Consider the following 17,977-nt stretch of genomic DNA (forward strand, 5'->3'; position numbering starts at 1 on the left):
CAGGAGTTGCCCATGTCCACCGAAACACTGTTGAAAACCCCATTGCACAGCCTGCACCTGGAACTCGGCGCCCGCATGGTGCCTTTCGCCGGCTACGACATGCCGGTGCAGTACCCGCTTGGGGTGATGAAAGAGCATCAGCACACCCGTGAGCACGCCGGTCTGTTCGATGTGTCCCACATGGGGCAGATCCGCTTGAGCGGTGCCAATGCCGCCAAGGCTCTGGAAACCCTGGTGCCGGTAGACATCATCGACTTGCCGGTGGGCATGCAACGCTACGCCATGTTCACCAACGAACAGGGCGGCATCCTCGACGACCTGATGGTCGCCAATCTGGGCGACGAGCAACTGTTCCTGGTGGTCAACGCCGCTTGCAAGGAGCAGGACCTGGCCCATCTGCGCCAGCACATCGGCGATCAATGCGACATTCAACCCCTGTTCGAAGAGCGCGCCCTGCTGGCACTGCAAGGCCCGGCAGCGGTCACCGTGCTGGCACGCCTGGCACCGGAAGTGGCGACGATGACCTTCATGCAGTTCAAGCCGGTGCAGGTGCTGGGAGCCGACTGTTTTGTCAGCCGTTCGGGTTACACCGGGGAGGATGGCTTCGAAATCTCGGTGCCGGCTGATCAGGCGGAAAAACTCGCCCGGGCGCTGCTGGCCGAGCCGGAAGTGGCGGCCATTGGGCTGGGCGCCCGTGACTCCCTGCGCCTGGAAGTCGGTCTGTGCCTGTATGGCCACGATATGAACAGCGACACGACGCCGATCCAGGCCAGCCTGCTGTGGGCTATCTCCAAGGTCCGCCGCGCCGACGGCGCCCGCGCTGGCGGTTTCCCCGGGGCCCAGGCGATCTTTTCCCAACAACAGGAGGGGGTCAGTCGCAAACGCGTCGGCCTTCTGCCCCAGGAACGGACGCCGGTACGAGAAGGCGCGGAAATCGTCGACGCTGAAGGCAACATCATCGGCAGCGTCTGCAGCGGCGGCTTCGGCCCGACCTTGGGCGGTCCATTGGCCATGGGTTACCTCGACGTGAAGCACAGTGCACTTGATACGCCAGTTGCTGCGATAGTTCGTGGGAAAAAGGTGCCAATGCTTGTAAGCAAAATGCCATTCGTGCCACAACGCTACTACCGTGGCTAAAGGACTGTTTCTATAAGTAACGCGGTTGCGTTAAAAGTGCACTAATCTGTAACGCAACCGCCATAAAACAGTGCATATTTTCGATACTGAACTCTACTTATAACGCCCGAAAACAATTGAACAACTCTATCGAATAAGCCCTGCACGCTAGTTCCGCCAAACCTCGGTAAGCTGAGTAAAACCGGGGCTTCGCGGGGCTTGTTTTTTCTCCCATAGTTGGCGTAGAGTTTCCCCACTGTGTTTGCATGGGTCGCTTGGAATCGTGACCTGGGCAGTAGCTAACAAGTTTGCTACAACCCGTTCGACGTCTCTTACTTTCCTGCAACCCAGCCCAGTACTCTTTCATGAGAAAGAGACTGTCATTAATTTTTTAGCGTCAAAGGAAATAAGAAATGTCCCAACGTCAGAGCGGTACCGTCAAGTGGTTTAACGACGAGAAAGGTTTTGGTTTTATCACTCCAGAAAGCGGTCCGGATCTGTTCGTACACTTCCGCGCCATTCAGGGCAACGGCTTCAAGAGCCTGAAAGAAGGCCAAAAAGTGACCTTCATCGCTGTGCAAGGCCAGAAAGGCATGCAGGCTGACGAAGTACAAGCAGAAGCTTAATCGTCTGTAACGAAAAAGCCCCTGATGCTGACATCAGGGGCTTTTTTGTGCGCGCAATTCCGTAAAATGGCTTCTTTTTTCAGTCGAGAGCCTGTCATGTCGAAACATCTGCTAAGCCCCCAAGGCGAATTCCCCGCCGCCGGTCTGGGTCGTCGCCTGGCAGCGATGTTCTATGATTTTCTACTCTGCGTCGCCCTGCTGATTGTCACGGGCGGCATCTACAAGCTGATCCAGATGCAAATCATCGGCGAAGCGCGGATGCGTGCCCTGACCGAATCTGGAGCCCTGGACGGCGACCCACTGTACTCCACCGTGCTGCTGTTCGTGCTGTTCGGCTTCTTCGCCAAGTTCTGGACCCATTCCGGACAGACCTTGGGCATGCAGGTCTGGGGCATTCGGGTGCAGAACGCCGATGGCAGCCGCATCAGTCTGTGGCAGGCCCTGTTGCGCTTCATGGTGTCCATCGCGTCCTGGCTGTGCGCCGGCCTGGGCTTCTTCTGGGTACTGGTGGACAAGCAGAAACGCAGTTGGCACGACATCTATTCCAATACCCAGCTGGTGCGCATCCCCAAGAAAAAGAAATAGCCCGCCACTCACAAAAACGCCCCGACAGATCGGGGCGTTTTCATGACCACGGGAGAAAACCGATCAGGCGTTACCCGCCAGTTTCATCCGCGCCGCCTGGGTAAAGTCCAGCATGCGCTTGAGCGGCCGAACGGCATTGGGGACCAGCGCCGGGTCCACATGGATCTCGTTGCTGCCCTGCTGCAGGCACTGCAAGGTACGCTCAAGGGTATTCATGGCCATCCACGGGCAATGGGCGCAACTGCGGCACGCCGCACCGTTACCGGCAGTAGGCGCCTCGATGAACACCTTGTCCGGGCACAGCTGCTGCATCTTATAGAAGATGCCGCGGTCGGTAGCGACGATGAATGTCTTGTTCGGCAGACGCTGCGCGGCAGCGATCAACTGACTGGTGGAGCCAACGGCGTCAGCCAGATCGATCACCGAGCTGGGGGACTCTGGGTGCACCAGGATAGCCGCCTCTGGGTACAGCGCCTTCATGTCTTCCAGTTGCTTGGACTTGAACTCTTCATGAACGATGCATGCACCGTCCCAGAGCAGCATGTCGGCACCGGTCTGGCGCTGGATATAAGTGCCCAGGTGCTTGTCCGGGCCCCAGATGATCTTCTCGCCGTTATCCATCAGGCTTTCGACGATCTCCAGGGCGCAACTGGAGGTGACCACCCAATCGGCGCGGGCTTTGACCGCTGCCGAGGTGTTGGCATACACCACCACGGTACGCTCAGGATGCTGATCGCAAAAAGCCGAGAACTCATCCACCGGGCAACCCAGATCGAGAGAGCAAGTGGCTTCCAGCGTCGGCATCAGCACGCGTTTTTCAGGATTGAGAATCTTCGCTGTCTCGCCCATGAAGCGGACACCGGCAACCACTACGGTCTTGGCCGGGTGGGCATTGCCGAAGCGCGCCATTTCCAGGGAGTCGGAAACACAGCCACCGGTTTCTTCGGCCAGGGCCTGAATCACCGGATCACAATAGAAATGTGCAACCAGCACCGCATCCTGAGCCTTGAGCTCGGCAGCGATGGCGGTGCGCAGATGGGCCTCTTGCTCAGCGCTCAAGGGTTTGGGCTGCTTGGCGTCGAGGTGGGCTTGAACCAGAAGGCGTTCAGAAATTTGCGTCATGTTCGCAAGACCTGCAGGCGCTTGGGCGCGAAAGTCGAGTATACCACCGGCTCCGGACCGCTTAGGGCCCCGCCGGGAGAGTGAGTTCATCAGGTACGGACAGCATTGGAGCCGCGCAAGGCTACAGAATATCCAGGGTATTCAAAAGCCTATTCTGCCCAACAGCCATGCCCTGCCCCGCCGGCTCCGTATCTGCCCGCACGCCCCCAAGCTACGCCCTGGCCCGCTGGTCGGACAGGGCACTACCCAGCCCCGGTCCGGCGTGCACCACCAGGAAGTACGAGGAACGACCCGACAGGAACTTCACGCCCCCCGAACAGCCCACAACCGCTCACCAAGCGATTCGCGGCACGGCAGCGCGATCCAGAAGCCAGGTCGCCACGTCGGGGCTGTTGATCACCGAACCATGGTGACTCTGCTCATCCCGCCAATAGCGATTGTCCTGGGCCGGATCGAGGCCCAAGCCCTGGGCCAGCGCCTCGGCGCTGCGACCGGCGGACAGCAGCACATCCACCGCGACTGCCGTCAGCGGCACGGCCTGCCACTCTGAGAGCAACAGGATATTGCCGTGGACGCAGTCGCGGCTGACCAACTGCGCATCCACCAGGTCGTCGATGTAGGCGTACTGCGGGTCGGCTTCCAGGCGTTGGGCAATGGCGGCCGGGGCCAGTCCTCGTAGCTCGGACAGCCGTGGCGGGTCCACCAGCAATACGGGCTGCGGCGCACTCGCCGGGCTCCGCTGTGCCACGCAACAAGCGGCCACATAGGCGCCGAAGGAATAACCAAGTACCGCGTCCACTGTACTCAGGTCGTGCTCCTGGGCAATGTTTCGGGCCAGGGCGTCGACACTGGAATAGGGCCAGTAGTCGCTGTAGTTGACCTGCACCAGCGACACCCGCCCCTTGAGCGCCCGCCCCAGGGCGGAAAAACAGATCGGATGGCCGACGAAGTCGGGAAAGCAGATCAGCTTCATCCCCGCTCCCCCGCCGCAACAAAACACTCAAGGAAGGCCCGGGCCTGCGGCTCTGGCAAATAGCTGTTGAGCAGCACCTCGCAGTCCTGGGCCGACTTGACCAGCGTCAGATCAAGCAGGGTCTTGGGCCACTCCGTGACCGGGTTGGCGATCCGGGTTTGCAGCCACTGTGCATCACTGGCCGGCAACTCGACGAAGTTGCACAGAAACGCCGGGACAAAGCCGTACAAGCCCAGCGCAGCGAGTATCTCCTCATAGCCGAGCGCCGCGCGGGCCAGCTTGGCATTCAGGTAATCCTGGGTGGCCTGCGGCTCGCAACCCTCGGCAAATCGCTGCGGTGTCAGTGGCACCGGCACGGTGTAAGTGGAGAAACCGCTGATCACCGCACGCTCGGCCCAGGCGAACAGCAGATTGACGATAGGCGCTTCGATCCCCAGTCCCCCGGCACAGCCCTGGCGAAATGCCTGCAACAGGTGGAACAGGCGTTGAGGCGAGGCCAGCTTCAGCGGGTCCATGGCCAACCGCGTCCGCATCTGTACGGCCTGGGCGGTGGTCACCGGCGCCGCGGCATCGGCCAGCGGCGCATACTCGTCGGCCTCCTGCTCCCAGGCCTCGGTGCCGGCATCTGCCAGGCGCTCATAGTCCTCGGCCTGCATCAGGTTGTTACCGATAAAAGAGAAATCCGTCCCCTCCGATATCAACTGCGGGTCCTGCGCCAACTGCTCAACACTGCGCAGCAGGCTCAGTTGTCCGACGTGATTGCCGAGAATGTGATGCAGCCACAGCCCCAGGTGCAGGACGCCGTCAACGCGCACCTTGAACAGGCTGCACAGGTCCTGTTCGAACAACGACAGCGGCCGCTGGAGGAAGTGTTCCACGCAGGCCTCCTGGCTGGGGAACTCTGCCACGGCGTCCTGCCACAGGCGCGCAGGCGGCTCGGGAGCCAGGTCAAAACAGTACTCGCCCTCGACCCGTGCCACTCGACAGGCCGTTAGCGGATAGCGCTGCTTCAGCCCCTGGGCCAGCGTCGCCAGGTCCACCCCGGCGGCCGGCAACTGCTCGGGCCGGAACAGATAGAGCACGTTGTTGGCCCGCAGGTCCTTGTGCAACAGCTCGGCATAGACCATCGACAGCTGACTCTTGTTCAGGCCGATCCAGCGACTGTCGCCAGCCGCCTGCAACGGCTCGGGAACGCTGTGCAGCGCCTCCCGGGCCTGGCTGGCGGAGGTGGCGCGGACCACGGCAAAACGCCCCAGGTGGGTGTTGATCGAAAACCCTGCATGGGCTTCGGACAGGGACTCCTGCTGCAGTGGCGTGACGTAGTACTGCTCGGTACCCCTTTCCAGCAACGACGCCAAAGCAGGCTGCGCCTGCAGCCAGTCCAGCAACTGCTGCAGGCTGCTCATGCGGTAGAACTGCTCCAGACCCAGGCCCTCCCGGCCCAGGTGCCGGTTCACCGTGTCCACCAGCTTGATCGCCCCCAGAGAGTTGCCTCCGTTGTCGAAGAAACTGCGCTGGCGGTCATGGGCCAACACGCCGAAGCGCGCGAGAAACCGCCCCGCCACCGACGCGTCCGCTTCACCGGTCGGATGTTCACAGCACAGACGCTGCTTCAGTTCAGCGATATCCAGCTTGCCGGACGCCCGCAGGGGAAAACGTTCAAGCCCGACAAAGCGCTGCGGCACCATGAACGGTGGCAGGCGTTGCCGACCATACTCGGCCAGCGCCCCGGGCTCGACCCCTGGGGCTTCCAGGTACACCAGCAGCAACTGGGCCTCGCTCCGCAGATCATCCAGCAGCACCGCACAGTCGAGCATTCCCGGGTAACGCTTGAAGGCCGCAGCCACTTCAGTCAGCGACAGGCGCTGGCCACGCAACTTGATCTGGTCATCGCTGCGGCCGTGAAAGTGATAAAGGCCCTGGCCATCGCGGGACACCAGATCGCCGCTGCGGTAGCAACGCAGCGTCTGGCCCTGCCACGGCAGTTCGATGAAGCGCTCCCGGGTCAGCGCGACGTCCCCAAGATAACCGGGGGACAGCCCGCCCCCGGCAATCAGCAATTCGCCGGGCTCATCCACGTCGCATTCCTGCCCGTCGGCACGCATCAGCAACAGCACAGCATCGTCCACGCCATGGCCAATGGGGATCTCCCGGGTGCTGTCAACGTCCCGGGGAATGGCATAGACACAGGTGCCCATGGTGTTTTCCGTGGGGCCATAACCGTTGTACAGCGTCAGCCCGTCGGCGGCGGCATAGGCCTGCTGGATATGCCCCGCGGACAGTACCTCGCCGCCGACCATCAGCCGCTGGACGCCCCGCAGCCAGTCGCGATCGATGTCGATGAAGGTATTGAACAGGGTCGAGGTCAGCCACAGGCTGTCGACCCCAGCGTCATGGATGTAACGCCGCAGGTGCCCAAGGGTCAGCGGACCAGGGACATGGATATGCAGCTCGCCGCCATTGAGCAGCGCGGTCCAGATCTCGAACTGCGAGGCATCAAAAGTCAGGTTCGAGGCATAGAGCATGCGAAAGCCCGGCTGCAGCGGAAAGTGTCGCGGGCGGTCGCAAAAGCCCAACACCCCACGATGGGTGCAGGGAATGATCTTTGGTGCGCCGGTAGTGCCGCTGGAAAAGTTCACGTACACCGGCTCGGCACCGGTTAGCTGCGGCCAGCACGGTGCCTCGTCCGTCGGCGCCAGCAATGACTCCAGTGCCAGGTACCCTGGGCCACCGGCCACATCCTGGGTGATGCGCCAATGCACGCCGCTGCGCTCACAGACCGACTGGTTCCACTGGGGCGGATTGCTGCGGTCCAGATAGCAGTACGAAAGGCCTGCCCGGACCATGCCCACCAGCAGCACCAGTTGTTCGATCGAACGCTCCACTTCCAGGCCCAGGGTGCTGCCCGGTGACAGGCCGAGGCCCAGCAGCCGCGCCGCCACCCGAGCCGAGCGCTGCTCCAGCTCCCGGTAGCTGAGTCGTGCGCCGTTGCAGCTCAGCGCGGTGTCCGTGGCGTGGTGGGCGAAGACTTCATTCAGGCGCGAAGCAATAGATAGGTGGCCCATGCCGTTACCCTTCCCTGTGCTTGATCAGGTTGATTCCAGGGGCGAAGAACGCCGCGCTGTTGTAGGTCTGCAATGCCTGCTCCAGGTCCATCTCGACTCGCTGCAAGTGCTCCAGCCAGGCCTTGCCGGCCACCAGGTAGTCAAGGCAGCGCGCGATATTGCGCTCCACACTGGCTTCCCCCACCGGGCACTGCACGTTCTTGAGGCCATGATGGTAAGCGTCGTCGCGATAACCGTTGCCGCAGCGGGAAACGTTGACGATGTCGATGTTGCCCATTTGCGGCGAGAGCTCCAGGGTCAGGCTGACTCGCCCGACATTCACCAGCCGCGAACGGGTTTGCCCGTTGCCCTCCGGGGCGAGCAGGACCAGCAAGCGCGCAAACAAGGCGCTGATATCGCCATCGATGCACAGGAAGATCCGGGTGAAGCGCCCGGCCATCGCCCCAGGCTCGGCCAGCAGGTCGAGCACCTGCACCGGCAGGCCCGGATCGATGGCGGCCGGGTTCAGGTCGGCAACCCAGATCTGCGCGCCATGACAGGCCGCCACCAGGCCCAGCATCTTGCCCACCAGGCCCATGCCCACCACCAGAATCTGTTCCCCCGCCAGCAATTGCGCACGGTCCACCGCGTGCACGGCCGTGGCGCCCAGGGTGGCGAGAATCGCCTGGTCCTGAGTCAGTGACGGCGGCACCTTGCACACCAGGCGCTGCGGCACCTGAATCCAGTTGGAATGGGTGGCGATCTTCCAGCCCATGGCCACCACCCGGTCCCCCGGCTGCAAGCCTGCAACCTGGGCCCCGACCGCACGAACCACCCCGACCGCGCAGTAGCCCAGCGGCAACTGCTCGCCCGTCTCGCGGACCTGCTGCAGGTAGTGGCGCTCGGTCCCCGGGCTGACCATGGAGTAGTCCACTGCCACCCGCACTTCGGTAGCCGCCAGTTCGGCGAGCGGCGCCTCAACGGCGATCACGCCATTGGTGCCACAGGCTGTGAGTGTGTAGCGATCGGCGCGCATCAGGCCTCCCGTCCGGTCAGGCGATCCAGGCATTGGGCAAACCCTGGAAAGGAAGTCTGGTAGCAATGCCCTTCGAGGATGGTGGCCTTGAGCCCGTGGGCCAGCAGTAGCACATGGGCGGTCATCGACAGGCGATGGTCGCCGAAGGTCGGGATCGCCCCCTGCACTCGCGGTGTCTGCCCACCCGAGACGTGCACGTCGTAGCCCTCGACCCGATAGTCCAGGTCCAGGGCATTGAGCATGCTGCGGGTGGCGGCGATCCGGTCCGACTCCTTGAAGGTCAGTTCGTAAAGGTCACTGAAGGTCGCACTTCCCGGCAGCACGCAGCTGATGGCCAGGGCCAGCGGCACCTCGTCGATCATCGCGTGGAACTGGTGCTTGTCGCGCAAGTCATGGGCCCTGGGCCGGCCACCGCCGCGCAGTAGCAGACGCCCCACCGGCTCGCCATGGCGAATGCTGTCCACTTCCAGGGTCAGGTTGAAACCGCAGGCCAGCAGCCAGTTGAAGAAGCCCAGGCGCGTCGGATTCAGGCATACGTTGTCGAAGCTCAGGCACTGCTGCTCCTGGTAGCGGTTGCACAGCAGGAACAGCGCGGCAGGATAGGCAATGGCCGACGGGTCGCGGGGAACGCTGATCTCGGCGGGAATCGCACAGTCGCGGGGCTGATAGTGGATCTGCAATTGCTCGTCCTGCAGCCAGTCGCCAAAACTGTTGATGATGCGCTGGGTGTGATCCCGGGCCACCACCGGGTAACGGATCGACATTGGCTTGCGTGCCGCGACCCCGGCGAACAGCAAGGTACTGATGGCCTGGGCACTGCCAATCCGGATCTGCGCCGCACCGCCCTGGAACGATGCCGGGTGGATGCGGATCGGCAGTGCTCCCGGCCGGCCCAGGTACTCCAGGTGGGCGCCCATCTGGTTCAAGGGCTCGACGATCCAGTCAAAGGGGCGATTGCGCAGGGTCTCGTCGCCGTCGACGATGCACGGCACATTGAGCCCCACCAGCATCCCGATCAACAGCCGCGCCGCAGCGCTGGAGGGCCCCAGGTCGACCCGCCGATCATGGGTTGCCTGGGCGAACTCACCGCTGATCTCCAGGGTCTGTGGCGCTTGCCCCGGCGTGACCTCAAGGCCCAGTTGCTGCAGGGCATCGAGCAGCAGGGTCACCGCCTTGCCCCGGTTCAAATCCCGCAGGCGCACCGGGTGCCGAGCCAGCGCAGCGAACAGGATCATCCGGTGGCTGATGGACTTGTCCGACGGCAGGTAGCCATCGATGTTGACCCAGACCTGCTGTTCACGGTCCAGGGTGAAATCGATGGGCCGGTCCGGATAATCGATCATTGGGTACTCCTGTACTTGGCGGGGTTGATCAGTTCGGCGTCGTCCACCAGCGCTTCGCCCTCGAAGTGGTCGCCGACGCCGGGGCCGGCGGGCAGCACCAGCGGCTGGGTTTCGTAGAAGCGCCGGCGGTTCTTCTTGCGCTCAAGGCCGAGGTTGAAACCACTCAGGTCGACGCCCCAGCTTTCCAGCCGGCCGTGGGCGATGGCACTGTCCACCAGGGCCTGGCCCGTGTCGGTACGGATCAGCGCACGGCCGTGTTTCTGCTCCTCGGAACCGTTGAGGCTGGCTTCAAAGATGTTCGGGTCGCCGTCACAGACGCTGACGTCGGCCAGCCCGCTCATCCAGTCACCGCAACTGAGGCAGCGAAAGGTCTTGTTGTCCTTGAGCTTGCCGAGAATTTCCCAGAAATCGATGCCGAAGGTCTGGCTGTCCAGCAGGGTGACTTGCAGGCGCCCGGGGTAATCGCCTTCGCGGTACTTGATGTCGCGGACCTGTTGCGGGTCCTGGCCCAGCACTTCGCTGATGATGCTGCGGGTGCCTGCCGGCAAGGTGTTGGAGGAACAGGCGGTCTCGATCACGCAGACGATCTGGCTGCGGGCCCAATGGCCGATGGCCGTGTCCCGGCGCTGCAACTTGCGGATCGCCTGCACGTGGCAGGCCAGCCCCACCAGGGCGATGCGTGCCTCTGGCTGCTGTTCGTAAACTTCACGCAGGGCATTGAGGTAGGGCGCCAGTTGGTAGGTGGACTGGGCATTGTTGATGATCGCCTGCGCCGCGCTGCCCAGCTGCGGGGCGCTGCGCCAGCCCTGCTCGGGGTGACGGCCCATGGTCAGGGTCAGGTCCACGGCGAAGTGTTCCCGAGCGGTCAGCAACAAGGTGGTGGCGGTGCCGCCACTGGCCGAGCGCTGGACAATCTGCGGATCGGTGGAGCGCGCGCCGATGGCCTGGCGACTGATTCCCAGCCAGCGCTCATCGGTGCGGCGGGTACGACCGAACAGCTCCAGCTCGGCGCGATCGGTATCCGGCTGCAAGCCCGGACACACCGCCAGGCACTCGGTGCAACTTCCACAACTGTCGCCGATGCCCTCCAGCAAAGGCACCACCCGGTCCGGGTCGAAGCTGATCACTTGCTCTGGACACACCAGGGCACAGGCGCCGCAACCGGCACACAGATTCTGATCGAGCACCGTTAGTTTCAATAACATCCCTGTCATCTTGGATAAGCCTCGTGTGCCGTTTTCCGGGTGCAGCCGGCCGCGCCCCCGCGAATCGGGGGCGGGCAGAACCTGCAGTGCTGAAGTGGCCGCTGACGGTCAGCTCAAAGCGGGCGTTCCATCTTGATGATTTCGATGGACACCGGGCTGTTGCCACGGCTGAAAGTGCCTTCGCCGATCTTCTGGAAGCCGTGGTAGGCATAGAAGCCTTCGGCCGTCAGGGTCGCCTCCAGGTAGGCGGAGCTGGCACCACTGGCCCGCAGCCGGGCGAGCGCCACCTCCAGCAAGCGGCTGCCGATACCGCGCCTGGCACCGTCGCCGCGAATGAACAGCTTGCTGACCTCGTTGCCGTCAAGCTCGACGAAACCTTCGATCTGCTCGCCCTCGGCCAGCCACAACGAGCCCTTTTCCACGGCTTCGCGGTAGGTTTCCGGGGAGCGCCCATCAAGCCACATGCGGATCTGCTGATCGCTGTATTCAGAGGTGCACAGGCGCTCTACCGAGTTGCGGTGGGCCTCGAAAATGCCGATCAGATCGTCCGTGGTTGCCTGGCGTATCCGTACGTTGCTCATTCAGCTGAACTCCACTTTCTTGGGGGCGGGGTGGTAGCGAAACTTGAAGTTGATCAGGCTGCCCAGCATCACCAGGGCACTGCCTAGCATCAGGTGCAGGCTCAGGGGCGTCTCCCCCAGCCATGCCGACAGGTAACTCGCACCGATCGGGTACAACACGCCAACGTAGCCGGCGTTCTCGGCGCCCATGCGCTTGATCAGGTCGATGAACAGCACGAACACCAGCGCCGAACACACCACCCCCAGGTACAGCAGGATGCCGAGGTCGGCCAGGGTTCCGGGAAGCTGCAGCCCATGGCCGCTGAGCAGCAGGCTGATGGCGTACAGAGCGCAGGCCCAGCCGGACGCCACCTTGTTGATGTGCAGGGTGCCGAGCTGGAAGGTCTTCTGGATATGTTCGGAAAGCACCGAGGCGATGGCCACTGCCAGAAAGGACGTCAGCCCCAGCGCCACCCCGGCCAGCGACAGCGGCCGCCCCGGATCGCCAAGCATGAACAGCCCCAGTCCGGCGATGCTCACCACTGCGCCGAGCAGATTGTGCAAGGCAACCGGCACCTGCAGGAACACACGCTTGAGACCGATGATGAAGAAAATCACGAAGGCGCTGAGGCAGGCCATCTGCGCGGCGCCCAGATAGGCAGTGGCCAGGTAGGCCAGGCCAATGCCGGCATAGAAGTACACCGCCCCCACCGTGGCCATCAGCAGGTAGGCCTTGCGTGTCACTGGCTGCCGGGGACCGGCGAACAGCCGTTGCCACAACCACAGCACCCCATAGGCGATCAGGAAGCGCAGCATCAGCGAAGAGCCGACGTCGCTGCGCTCCACCTGCAGGGAGATGGCGATCCAGTTGGTGGACCAGATCAGCAGGCAACCGAGAAACATCAGCACGGCAACCAGTGAACGAGGTTTCTTGTTGTTATCGGGCATGGCGTTCATGGAGGTTTCTCTAGTTCAAGGCCGTGGCGATCCCGCTCAGCAGCGACTCCAGGCGCTCGGCGCCGAAGACCTGCGGGTCGTAATCGATTTTCAGCAACAGCTCGCCCGCGGCCAGGTAGCCGGTGAACTCCAGGTGATGGCTGGGGCTGCCTTGCATCAACTGCAGGCTCAAGGGATGCACGCCGACCCGGGCCCCGGGTTGGTTCTCCACGGCGCCGAGGAAGTTGTAGCTGTAGCCACAATCGAACAGGCCCTTGAGCCGCTCGGCCTCGGGCGTGGCGAAGTAGCGGTTGCCGAAACTGTGGGCGATCCCCTGGCTGGCCTGTTGGCTGGCCTTGATTGCGCCGGCGATCTCCTGCAGGTCCAGGCTGGCGACCTGCAACACCAGGGGATAGATCACCGTCAGCCAGCCAAACACGCTGTTGAGCTCGGCGCCGCTCTTGTCCAGGGCCCGGCCGTGATCCAGCAAATGGACTTTCTGGAACGGATTGTCGTCGCCCTGGCTCATGGCGCGAAGGATCGCCGCCAGCAACAGCTGGCTGGTCTCGGCCACGCCCTGGGCCCACTGCGCAAGGTCGCCGACCGGCCCCAGCGACAGCTCGGCACGCCGAAACGCCTCGCGCCGGGGAAACTCGGGCGGCTGCGCCGTCAACTGTGTGCAGCGGCTCCAGGGCAGCGCCTCCCAGAACGCCTCATGGGTAGCAGCGGCATACTCACGCTGGTAGGTCTGCTGCCACTCCTCGAAAGCCGTGGGTCGGGCCCAGCGCTGCATGCACTCCAGGCCCTGCCCCAGGCATTCGTCCAGCTCGGAAACCAGTAGCATCCAGGAGTACCGATCGACCTGGAACTGATGCCCGGCAATGATCAGGTGGTGGCCATCGGCATCCTGTTGCTGACTGAAACACAAGCGTTGCCCCTGACTCAGGGAGATGGTCGCGCAGGTCTGGGCCACGGCTTGCTGCAGGTCTGTCGTGGCGGGCAGTAACCCGAGGTCCTGTACACCTTGCTCGATGAAGTGATGGCTGAATATCGCCCGCAACGCCTGACTGACCCGCCCAGGCTCCTCGCCCGCGGCGATATCCAGCACCAGGGCCTGGTTCCAGTGGTCCAGGTCGCTGATCCCGCGGCTGAGTAGAAAACGCCGATTGGGCAAGCCAATGGCCTGTGCTTGGGAAACCCCGGGACGGGCCTTGGCCTTCACCGGTTGCAGCTGCAACTGCCCCAGCGCCTGATCCGACAGCAGCTCCTCCAGGTCCAGCACCAGGCCTTTTCTCTTCAGCGTGGCGACCACCTGCAAGGCCCGCAGCGAATCACCGCCATTGTCGATAAAACTCCTGGCCGGATCCGCACTCTGCCCGCCGAGCACCTGGCCGATGGCTTGCCACAAAGGCTCCGATGCGGCCTGCACTGACACTGATGCCATGGCACTGGCCGCCAATTGCGCGAGCGCCTGCCGGTCGATCTTGTTGTTGCGGTTCAGGGCGAAACGCTCTACCAGCATGAACCGCGCCGGCACCCTGTGCGCCGGTAGCGCGGCCCTGGCGGCCTGACGCAGCAGGTCTTCGCCGAGGCTGGCATCGCGGGCAATGACAAAGGCCACCAGGGCCACGTTGTCCCCCACCTGATGGGCGATCACGCAGGCTTCCTGCACCTGGGCCAGGGCCTTGAGCTCCGACTCCACCTGAACCAGGCTGACCTTCTGCCCGTTGACCTTGACGATGGAATCCTTGCGCCCCAGCAAGCGGATGGCGCCATTGGGCAGGCGGCACGCCAGATCGCCAGTGGCGTAGCACGGGCGCTGCGGGTCCGTAGGGCTGGGCTGGGTCAGCTCGACGATCAGCCCGCTGGCCGGGTCCAGGCGCCGGGCAACCAGGGAGGAATAGAGCAGCAGTTCACCCACACCCTCGCCATAGGGCTGCTCCGGCTCTTGGGCAATGTCCAGGGTTACGCCCTCCACCGGCCGATCCAGGGCCCAGGTCGGCTCCTGCAGGGTCTGCCCCTGGTCGATCCTGGCGTAGAGCGCGGTGGTGCATTCGGTCGGCCCGTAGGCGTTGAACAATTGCGAACCTGGCGCAAAGGCATGGTTGAAACGCTGGATGTCCGAGGGGTGGATGATCTCGCCGCCGATCACCAGCCGCTTGGGCCGAGTGTAAGTGGTGCTGGCGTCGCTATAGAAGGCTCGCAGGTAGGGCACGGTCATGTGCAGCACGTCGATGTCATGCTCAGCGATCATTGCCTCGACGGCGGCGAAGTCATGTTCCCGGGGATTGAGGCTGCACAGGGTGGCGCCGGTCTTCAGGCTGGCGAAGATGTCCATCAGGCCGGCGTCCCAGCCAGCGGAAGCCAGTTGCAGGACACGCTGCCCGGAGCCGATACCGACATAGCCGATGTAGTTGTCGATGTGCCGATCCAAGGCCTCGATGCGCTGCACTATGGCCTTGGGCTCGCCGGTGGAGCCGCTGGTGAAGATCACGTATTCCTGGCAGCGCAGCGGGTATTCACGGCCAGAGGCTACGGGCCGGGGCTGCAAGTGCAGCAGGTCGAGCACCGGCAAGGAGGCGCTCAGCTGCGGGCCGGGCCGGGTTGTGCCATTGAGGATCAGATTCACGCCCAGGCGCTCAAGCACCGGCGCCAGCTCGTCCAGGTTGCTCGCCGGGTCAATGAACACCACTCGCCGGGCAGCGGACAAAGCCGCGATCAGCGCCGCATACAGGGCCCGGCCATGGCTGGCATACAGCGCCACCACCGGCTGCGACAGCCCTTCCAGCTCGGCACTGAAGGCCTCGCGCAGCTGGTCGAGCTCGGCAAAACCAAGGCTGCCCTGGACATCAATGATTCCTGCATCTGCAACATCGGTACCCGCCATGCGGGCAAAAGCCTGCAACATGATATCCCTGCCTTGTTGTTTTTAGAGGGAGCGGCAAACGCCCTGCAGCGTCTGCATGAATGCCTGGATTTCCTGTCGGGAGATGCTCAGTGGTGGGGTCAGCTTGACCGTCGCCGGGTTGCGTCCGCCGGTGCGCACGATCACGCCGTGCTCCAGCAGGCGGTTACGCAGCGCCAGTACATCGCCGGTGCTGCCGGTCCCGTCGAAGTCAAAGGCGAGCATCATGCCGCGACCGCGCACATTGGCCACCCGCGAATCCTGCGTCCCCAGTTCCTCGAGGGCCTGGCGCAGATAGGCACCGTTGCTCGCCGCCCACTCCCAGGGTTGTTCCTGGTGATAGATGTCCAGCACCTTGGAGGCCATGGCGCAGGCCAGGGGCATCAGGGTGAAGGTAGAGGAATGCTCGGCATACCCCAGGCAGTCCACCAGCTCCGGGCGGCCCACCACTGCAGAAATCGGCAAGCCATTGCCCAGGGCCTTACCCAGGACCAGCAAGTCCGGCAGTAACTGCGGGGTGCTGAAAAACGGTGTTCCAGTGCGACCGAAACCGGTGTAGATCTCATCGAAGATGGTGATCACGCCGAAGGTCTTGCCCAGTTCGACAATCGTTTCGAGCAACGCCAGGGGCACCGGGTACATGCCTTCCGCCGCCTGGATCGGCTCGATGATCAGCGCCGCCGGCAAGCGATTGGCCTGCTGCGCCTGGCGCAGATCCTCGGCCAGTTGCTCGCGCCACAGGGCGGCTCGGGCCGGGTCCTGGTCGGCGTCATAATCCAGGGTCATAGCGGTCAGTTGCAGGCTGTCGCCACCGGCCAGGTGCTTGCGAAAACTGCGGTTGGAGGTCACCGACAAGGCGCCCTGGGTCTTGCCATGGAAGGCATTGTGGAAATACACCACGCCCTGGCGTCCAGTAGCGGCGCGGGCGATTTTCAGCGCCACCTCGATCGCCTCGGCACCGGTGACCGCGGCAAACACCGAAGCTTGCGCGTAGGGCACCAGGCCCGCCAGCTTGGCCACCACTTCATGGCGCTGTGGGTTGTCGATGTTCCAGCCGGTATGAATCAGCAGTTCGGATTGACGCTTGAGGACCTCGACCAGGTCATCGCGCTGATAACCCAGGTTGGCGGCACCGCTGCCACCGGACATGTCGAGAAAGGATTGGCCCTGCTCATCGTAAAGAAAACATCCCTTGCCACGAACAACGGAAGGGCTGGAGGGGGCGCTGCGCTTAACGGATATTGCAACCGCTTCTGTGAACATCCTGTCACCTTGAGTAAGCCGGGCTTGTGACTCACGCACATACTCAGGGACAGATTCGTACAGGCAGGGCAAAGCCCTGCTGACTGCGAAGTTACCGACCCTGGTACGTGTTCTCCTTGCCAGGGACGCAACCCCTGTCGGCAATGGCGGCAAGATTTACGCGGGAGGCATTTGCACTGTCAACGAGACCCGCACTTATTTCGAATTTAAAGCGATAACCACTGAAAAAAAGGGGGAATTCAGATAAAGCCCCTGAATTTATCAAGGTTTTTAGAGAGGAGTCCGGCTAGCAGCAAAAGGCCAGCCTCTGCAGAAGAGTCGATATTTGAGCGATGGGAGGACGGCAAGCTGAGCAGATGAGGGGCGGGATCACGGTTTTTTGCAAAGCAAAAAAAAACCCGGAAATCCTCACTTTCGTGGGCCTTCCGGATTTTCTAAACCGCCAAATATGGTGGGTCGTGTGGGATTCGAACCTACGACCAATTGGTTAAAAGCCAACTGCTCTACCAACTGAGCTAACGACCCGCTGTGTGGTGGCGCGTATAATACTGATTTCTAACGGGAATTCAACACCCTATGTGAAAAAAATCAAAAATAAGGTGTTGGATCGCTGATTCCGGCCGCATTGAAGCCCTCCGCACGCAGACGGCAGCTGTCACATTTGCCGCACGCGTGCCCCCTGTCGTCCGCCTGATAGCAGGAAACCGTCAGCCCGTAATCCACTCCCAGACGTACCCCAGCCTTGATGATCTCGGCCTTGCTGAGGTTCTGCAGAGGCGCCTGGATACGGAAGCCCTGCCCTTCGACACCGGCCTTGGTCGCCAGGTTGGCCATGCGCTCGAAAGCTTCGACGAACTCGGGACGGCAATCCGGGTAGCCGGAGTAATCCACGGCGTTGACGCCAATGAAGATATCCCGCGCCTCCAGAACTTCCGCCCAGCCAAGGGCCAGGGACAGGAACACGGTGTTGCGTGCCGGCACATAAGTAACCGGAATACCTTCACCGGGCGTTTCCGGCACATCAATGGAACTGTCGGTCAGCGCCGAACCGCCAATGCCGTTGAGGTTCAGGCCAATCACCTTGTGCTCCACCACGCCCAGGTCGCGAGCCACGCGCTCGGCAGCGTGCAACTCGGCACGATGGCGCTGGCCATAATCGAAACTCATGGTGTAGCAGCGGTAGCCTTCGGCCCGGGCCATGGCCACCACGGTGGCCGAGTCCAGGCCGCCGGAGAGCAGGATCACTGCACGTTTTTCGGTCAA

The 17,977-nt window shown here is 62.9% G+C and carries 14 protein-coding genes and 1 tRNA gene; 3 read left to right on the forward strand and 12 right to left on the reverse strand.

The features are described from left to right. The first annotated feature begins 12 nt into the window (after positions 1 to 12). The 3 genes from gcvT (at position 13) to P7C00_RS24900 (ending at position 2,327) form a co-directional block, all read left to right on the forward strand. On the forward strand, positions 13 to 1,137 hold the full coding sequence (gene gcvT, locus P7C00_RS24890) for a glycine cleavage system aminomethyltransferase GcvT (RefSeq protein ID WP_404937532.1): 1,125 nt from the start codon (positions 13 to 15) through the stop codon (positions 1,135 to 1,137). A 392-nt stretch (positions 1,138 to 1,529) separates the two neighbouring features. After that, positions 1,530 to 1,742: a cold-shock protein gene (locus P7C00_RS24895; RefSeq protein ID WP_007977299.1), complete on the forward strand. Its 213-nt coding sequence runs from the start codon at positions 1,530 to 1,532 to the stop codon at positions 1,740 to 1,742. Positions 1,743 to 1,838: 96 nt separating this feature from the next. Then, positions 1,839 to 2,327 carry an RDD family protein gene (locus P7C00_RS24900; protein ID WP_346632425.1) on the forward strand — a complete coding sequence of 163 codons (489 nt, stop codon included), beginning with the start codon at positions 1,839 to 1,841 and terminating at the stop codon, positions 2,325 to 2,327. A gap of 63 nt (positions 2,328 to 2,390) precedes the next feature. Here the strand turns inward: P7C00_RS24900 and nadA are convergent, their stop codons facing one another. The 12 genes from nadA to queC form a co-directional block, all read right to left on the reverse strand. Then, positions 2,391 to 3,449: a quinolinate synthase NadA gene (gene nadA, locus P7C00_RS24905; RefSeq protein WP_346632426.1), complete on the reverse strand. Its 1,059-nt coding sequence runs from the start codon at positions 3,447 to 3,449 to the stop codon at positions 2,391 to 2,393. Between the two features lie 331 nt (positions 3,450 to 3,780). Beyond that, positions 3,781 to 4,422 carry a thioesterase domain-containing protein gene (locus tag P7C00_RS24910; protein ID WP_346632427.1) on the reverse strand — a complete coding sequence of 214 codons (642 nt, stop codon included), beginning with the start codon at positions 4,420 to 4,422 and terminating at the stop codon, positions 3,781 to 3,783. After that, positions 4,419 to 7,487, reverse strand: a complete 3,069-nt coding sequence (locus P7C00_RS24915) for an AMP-binding protein (RefSeq protein WP_404937533.1) — start codon at positions 7,485 to 7,487, stop codon at positions 4,419 to 4,421. The genes P7C00_RS24910 and P7C00_RS24915 overlap by 4 nt, the downstream gene beginning before the upstream one ends. 4 nt (positions 7,488 to 7,491) lie before the next feature. Continuing rightward, positions 7,492 to 8,502 (reverse strand): zinc-binding alcohol dehydrogenase, encoded by a 1,011-nt coding sequence (locus P7C00_RS24920; protein WP_346632429.1) that lies wholly within the window; start codon positions 8,500 to 8,502, stop codon positions 7,492 to 7,494. Beyond that, positions 8,502 to 9,845: a 3-phosphoshikimate 1-carboxyvinyltransferase gene (locus P7C00_RS24925; protein WP_346632430.1), complete on the reverse strand. Its 1,344-nt coding sequence runs from the start codon at positions 9,843 to 9,845 to the stop codon at positions 8,502 to 8,504. Before P7C00_RS24925 ends, P7C00_RS24920 begins: the two co-directional genes overlap by 1 nt. Then, positions 9,842 to 11,050, reverse strand: coding sequence for a Coenzyme F420 hydrogenase/dehydrogenase, beta subunit C-terminal domain (locus tag P7C00_RS24930; protein WP_404937534.1), 1,209 nt, complete (start codon positions 11,048 to 11,050; stop codon positions 9,842 to 9,844). Before P7C00_RS24930 ends, P7C00_RS24925 begins: the two co-directional genes overlap by 4 nt. Positions 11,051 to 11,163: 113 nt before the next feature. Next, on the reverse strand, positions 11,164 to 11,631 hold the full coding sequence (locus tag P7C00_RS24935; protein ID WP_346632432.1) for a GNAT family N-acetyltransferase: 468 nt from the start codon (positions 11,629 to 11,631) through the stop codon (positions 11,164 to 11,166). Further along, positions 11,632 to 12,567, reverse strand: coding sequence for a DMT family transporter (locus P7C00_RS24940; RefSeq protein ID WP_404937535.1), 936 nt, complete (start codon positions 12,565 to 12,567; stop codon positions 11,632 to 11,634). It abuts the gene before it with no gap. Between the two features lie 10 nt (positions 12,568 to 12,577). Beyond that, positions 12,578 to 15,454 carry an AMP-binding protein gene (locus tag P7C00_RS24945; protein WP_404937536.1) on the reverse strand — a complete coding sequence of 959 codons (2,877 nt, stop codon included), beginning with the start codon at positions 15,452 to 15,454 and terminating at the stop codon, positions 12,578 to 12,580. A gap of 21 nt (positions 15,455 to 15,475) precedes the next feature. Next, positions 15,476 to 16,714 carry an aspartate aminotransferase family protein gene (locus P7C00_RS24950; RefSeq protein ID WP_404937537.1) on the reverse strand — a complete coding sequence of 413 codons (1,239 nt, stop codon included), beginning with the start codon at positions 16,712 to 16,714 and terminating at the stop codon, positions 15,476 to 15,478. A gap of 449 nt (positions 16,715 to 17,163) precedes the next feature. Next, positions 17,164 to 17,239, reverse strand: a tRNA-Lys gene (locus tag P7C00_RS24955). Positions 17,240 to 17,302: 63 nt separating this feature from the next. Next, the gene (gene queC / locus P7C00_RS24960; RefSeq protein ID WP_162884155.1) at positions 17,303 to 17,977 is read right to left on the reverse strand and encodes a 7-cyano-7-deazaguanine synthase QueC; all 675 of its coding nucleotides are present in this window, start codon (positions 17,975 to 17,977) and stop codon (positions 17,303 to 17,305) included.

The organism is Pseudomonas sp. JDS08PS003 (assembly GCF_045013505.1).
Taxonomy (GTDB): Bacteria; Pseudomonadota; Gammaproteobacteria; order Pseudomonadales; family Pseudomonadaceae; genus Aquipseudomonas; species Aquipseudomonas protegens_B.